The 5,361-nt window shown below is 60.7% G+C and carries 5 protein-coding genes; 2 read left to right on the forward strand and 3 right to left on the reverse strand.

Annotated features, from left to right (window positions below):
- On the reverse strand, positions 1-633 hold a 633-nt coding region (locus H1Y01_RS13175), incomplete at its 3' end, for a sigma-54-dependent transcriptional regulator (protein WP_180540977.1).
- A gap of 12 nt (positions 634-645) precedes the next feature.
- Positions 646-1,881, reverse strand: a complete 1,236-nt coding sequence (locus H1Y01_RS13180; protein WP_180540978.1) for a sensor histidine kinase — start codon at positions 1,879-1,881, stop codon at positions 646-648.
- A gap of 45 nt (positions 1,882-1,926) precedes the next feature.
- On the opposite strand from H1Y01_RS13180, the gene H1Y01_RS13185 reads away from it, so the two are divergent.
- Positions 1,927-3,747 (forward strand): 30S ribosomal protein S1, encoded by a 1,821-nt coding sequence (locus tag H1Y01_RS13185; RefSeq protein ID WP_180540979.1) that lies wholly within the window; start codon positions 1,927-1,929, stop codon positions 3,745-3,747.
- Here the strand turns inward: H1Y01_RS13185 and H1Y01_RS13190 are convergent.
- Entirely contained in the window at positions 3,744-4,421 is a 678-nt protein-coding gene (locus H1Y01_RS13190) for a methyltransferase domain-containing protein (RefSeq protein WP_219341522.1), read from the reverse strand. The genes H1Y01_RS13185 and H1Y01_RS13190 overlap by 4 nt on opposite strands.
- 8 nt (positions 4,422-4,429) lie before the next feature.
- On the opposite strand from H1Y01_RS13190, the gene H1Y01_RS13195 reads away from it, so the two are divergent.
- On the forward strand, positions 4,430-5,361 hold a 932-nt coding region (locus H1Y01_RS13195), incomplete at its 3' end, for a sugar phosphate isomerase/epimerase family protein (protein ID WP_180540980.1).

Consider the following 5,361-nt stretch of genomic DNA (forward strand, 5'->3'; position numbering starts at 1 on the left):
GAACAACTCGCTCTCCATCAGGTTCTCCGGCAGCGCGGTGCAATTGATCTTCACCATGGGCTTCTCGGCGCGCGGCGAATTGTGATGGATGGCCCGCGCGATCAGGTCCTTTCCCACGCCGCTCTCGCCGGCCAGCAGTACGGTTGCGCGCGTGGGCGCCACCCGCAGGATCGTCGCGAAAATATCCTGCATCGGCTTACTGTGCCCGATGATATTGCAGATCTCATACCGCCGCCCGAGCTCTTCCTTCAACTTGCGGTTCTCATCGCGCAGGCTGCGGACTTCCACCGCTTTGCGCACGATGGCCACCAGATGATCGAGCGAAAACGGCTTCTCGAGAAAATCCGCCGCGCCCGTCTTCATGGCTTCCACAGCCGCATTCACCGAACCGTGCGCCGTCATCAGGATCACGGGTGCCATCGAGTTCTGGCGCCGCAACAACTCCAGCAGCTCCATGCCGTCCATCCCCGGCAAACGAAGATCGCTCAGAATCAGATCCGCGCGCTGAGCCAGCGGCAGGGCAGCTTCCGCGGACGCAGCCTGCGAGACGTCGAACCCCTCGGAGTCAAGGCGCAACTCGATCACCCGCCGCAGCTTCTCTTCGTCTTCAACTACCAATACGTTCGGTCTCATGTTTGATCTCTTTTACTCGGTCGGGAGACACACGCGAAACGTGCTGCCTTCGCCCGGCTTGCTTTCCACGTCGATTTTCCCGCGATGCTCACCGACTATCTTCGCCACAATCGCCAAGCCAAGTCCTGTACCGCTCACTTTCGTCGTGAAGAACGGGTTGAAGATCGATTCGCGCTGGTCCGGCTCGATCCCATGTCCGCGATCCGTCACGTCAACGCAGGCGCTTGTGTCTCTCAGGCTGGTCTCGACCTTGACGGTCCCTCCGTCCGGCGAAGCCTGAATCGCATTCAGAATCAGATTGAAAAACACGCGTTCCATCAACTCGGCATCGATCGGGATCACGATGGGTTTCGCGCTCGGCCGGAAATCCATCGCGACTCCGCTCTGGCTCGCGTCCCGCCGCGCCGCCGCGACAGCTGCCGCGGTCACATCGTTCAGATCTGCGGGCGCGCGGCGAATTTCCAGCGGCCGCGCAAAGTCTAGAAACCGCGAGACCAGCGAATTGGTCCGATCCACTTCGCTCGAGATGTAGCCCGCCAATTCCTGCGCGATCGCGTCGCCCGCCGGCAGGTTGCGCTCGAGCATATCGGCGGACGCTTTAATGGTTCCGAGCGGATTGCGCAGCTCATGCGCCAACCCGGCCGTGAGCTGTCCAATCGCCGCCAGCCGCTCGGCACGGCGCACCTGAGCCTCCGCTTCGCGCAAGTTTCTGTTGCTCGCCGCCAGTTCCTCCGCAAGCAACTGGTAGCGATGCGACTGGCTCCGCAGCGCCTGCGCCAGTATGTTCACCAGCATCCCTGATATACCGAGAAACAACACGCGGCGCACCAGTTCGGCTTTGGCCTGATCGTCAAGCGCCAACTTCTCGTAATTCACAAACACCGGGTGCAGAAACGAGAGATACGCGGCGCACGCCACAACGGTGAACGCAAGGGTGCTGCCCACTCCTAGCGTGGCCGCTGTGCTGATCACCGGAAACAAAAGCATCCAATAGTAGTCGCTTTCGATGCCGCGCGTATATCCGATCAGCGCATACGCGACCGCCACTTTGCCCAGGTTCCACATCACTCGCGCCCGCTGCCGTCCGAGTGAAGGCAGCAGGATCGATTCAGCCAGCTGCAGCGCGCCGAATAGAAGAATCAGCGCGATTTCGTTCGGGTCATGCGGGGTGGTAACCGCGGCCATCGCGACGAACAGAAAGGCAAGCACCAGGTCCGGTAAAAGGGGTTTTCGGGCGCTTGAACTCACGAAGGTATCTTAATCCCGGTATGTAAAAATAAAGTCGTATCCCCCATGGTCAATCAAACCGAGCTGGAACGCGAGTTGGAAGCCCCAGCCACGTCGGAGGAGTCGAAATCTACTGCGGATTCGACGCCCTCGGACGCAACCACTTCATTCGGCGATCTCCTCAGCGAATTCGAGCAGTCGCACTCCGATACTCCTTCGGATGGCGCTGAAGGGCGCGCCGCTACCGTCGTCGGTGTCTCCGGCGATGCGGTGTTTCTAGACGTCGGACTGAAGACCGAAGGCTTGCTCGCGCTCGATAAGATTCGCGACCGCGCGGGCGAGGTCAAGATCAAACCCGGCGATAAGATGCGCGTCTCCATCACGGGCCGCGACGATGCCGGTTATTACACGCTCTCGCTGCTGCATGTGGAGCAGCCCAAAGACTGGTCGGGGTTGCAGGCCGCGCTCGCTGAAAAGCGCACCGTCACCGGCACGGTAACAGGATTGATCAAAGGCGGCGTGACCGTCGATGTCGGCGTGCGTGCATTCATGCCCGCCTCCCGCTCCGGCGCGCGCGATGTGGCCGATCTGGAGAAGCTCGTCGGTCAGGAAATCGCCTGCAAAGTGATCAAAGTCGATCCCGATGACAACGACGTTGTGGTCGACCGCCGGGCCGTGATTGAGGAAGAGCAGTCGCGCGCCAAAGAGCAGCGCTTTACCGAAGTGCGTGAAGGCATGGTGGTGAAGGGCATCGTCCGCAATCTGCTCGATTACGGAGCGTTTGTCGACATCGGCGGCGTCGACGGCATGTTGCACGTTGCTGAAATTTCCTACGGACGCGTGGCCAAGCCCGCGGATGTGCTCACCGTCGGGCAGGAAATCGAAGTTCAGATCATCAAGGTCGATCCACGCAAGCGCCGTATCTCGCTCAGCATGAAGCAGCTGCAGGCGGACCCGTGGACCACTGCCGCCGATCGCTACCATGTGGGCGACCGCATCAAAGGAACCGTTTCGCGTATTGCCGACTTCGGCGCCTTCGTCGAGCTCGAGCCGGGGCTCGATGGCCTGGTTCATCTTTCCGAGATGTCGTGGTCGAAGAAAGTGCGCAAGCCTTCCGACGTCGTCAACCCAGGAGATGTTGTTGACGTGGTCGTGCTCGGCGTCAATCCGGGCGACAAGCGCATCTCGCTCGGCTTGAAGCAAGCGCTGGGGGACCCTTGGGAAGACGCGGAGAAGAAGTACGCGCCCGGGGTGATCGTCGAAGCCGCGCCCATCACCAGCCTCACCAAGTTCGGAGCGTTTGTGCAGCTCGATGAATTCATCGAGGGCATGATCCACGTTGGTGACATCAGCGCGGAGAAGCGCGTCAATCACCCATCGGACGAGTTGAAGGTTGGCCAGACCGTTCGCGCGCTTGTTCTTGAAGCGGACAAGGCGCGCCGCCGGATTCGGCTGGGCTTGAAGCAACTGGTTCCGACCGCCGCTGATGAATACATCGCCGAACACAAAGAAGGCGAAACGGTAACCGGGCGCGTCACGGATGTCGCGCGGAATCGGGCGACGGTCGAACTTGGAGAAGGCGTGCAAGGCGTCTGCGTGATCGCGGAACGCGCGGAACCGAAGCCGGTCCAGAAAGCAGCCGCGCCTACGGCCGCCCCGCAACCGGCAGTGGATCTCACCGCGTTCACTTCGATGCTCACCTCGAAGTGGAAGGGCGGAGGCGGAGGTTCGAGTGCTCCGTCAACGCCGGCATCATTGCTGGCCGCGCCACCGCCCGCCCCGGAGACCGACTCCAAATCCGGCGCTCTGAAAACGGGTCAGGTTCGATCGTTCCAGATCAAGAAAATCGATGCGGACAAGAAGCGCATCGACCTTGAACTCGCTTAGCGCCAGGTCACATCCAGAATCAAGCGCGCGTATACCGGCGATTGCCAGATCTCGAACGTCGCGTCGGTCCCCGCGATCGCCTGTTCTACCAGCGCGGCCAACTCGTCGCGGCGGAACGATCTTCGAATCGATTGCCGCCCGTCAAGCGCTCCCACGCGGCTGAGCATGGGGCACAGAAATACCGTGTACAGCGCCATCGGCAGCCAGTGCCGCACTGGGTCGATGCAGATGAGCCGGTCGCACGAGCGGCCCACATTCCGGATTAGAGCGACAACTTGCGCATCCGTCAGATGATGTAGCAGCACTACGGCAACAGCCGCGTCGGCCCGCGGCAGGGGATCGCTTATCGCGTCCGCCTGAATCAATTCGATGCCGGTTATCGCGCAATCCGGCGGCTTCAAATCGATTCCCGTCACCGCCGCGATTCCCGCGCGGTCCCGCAAATACACCAGCAGCGCGCCGTCGCCGCAGCCGATATCAATCACGCTGTTCGCGCCATGCAGCCGCTCGGCCAAGGTCCGCCAGTTGCCCATGAACCGGTGGATCCGATGCAGATCCCGATGAAACGCGCGCGTGACTGCGGGGGTGACAAGGGGCGTTGCGCCGGGCTCATCCATGATCTCCGGAGCAAGCGAGCGGGTGTCCATCATGAGTCGGCGATATAATTCTGGCATTCTTTCTCATGAATGAATTCACGCGCCGTACTCTTCTCGCCGGTGTTGCCGGCGCCACTGTAGTTTCCAGATTATCGGCCGACCGCCCGGCGTGGAAGCCGAAGCTCGGACTTCTCGCCCGATACTCGCCCGGCAACGTCGCTTTCGCGCAACAGGAAGGCTTCAGCAGCATCGGTCTCTGGGCGACCGGCGATGTGCTGCAAGCCGACAAAGTCACCGACGAAACGTTGCAGAAGGTGAAGGCGGACATCGCGCAATCCGGACTCTATCTATCTGTGGTCGGCTCGACCAACAACCACATCGCGGCCGACCCGGCCAAGCGCAAGCAACAGAACGACTACTTCGTAAAAGTAATTGAAGTAGCGGGCAAACTCGGCGCGCCGTACGTCGGAACCGCGTCGGGTAACATGCCGGGACATTCACTGAAAGATCAAGTCGCCGAGATCGTGCGTGTCTATGAGACGGCTTACTTCCCGGTCTGCCAGAAGTACAATGTACGAATTCTATGGGAGCCGTGGCCTGACGGTCCGAACGTTGCCACCGGCCCGCAAGGATACGATGCGCTCTTCTCCGCGTTCGGTAACTCGCCATATGTCGGGCTGCAGTACGACCCCTCGCACTTAGTGCGCCTTTTCATGGATACGATCCAGACCGCGCGCGATTACGCCGATAGGATCTACGACGTTCACTTGAAAGACACGGAAATCGAATGGCACAAGCTACATAAGATCGGGATCCGGCCTTTCGACAACCAGGAATGGTGGCGCTACCGTATCCCCGGCAACGGCCAGATCGATTGGGCCGCGTTCTTCACCGTGCTTGAAGAGGTTGGCTACAAGGGTGCGATGAATATCGAGCACGAAGACGATCTCTACGGCGCCATGCCGCCCGGCATCGAATTCACCGACGACTATAAGCGCGGTTTCCGCATTGGTCATCA

Origin of the sequence: Nevskia soli, from assembly GCF_903970205.1 — a bacterium.
GTDB lineage: Bacteria > Acidobacteriota > Terriglobia > Bryobacterales > Bryobacteraceae > Bog-113.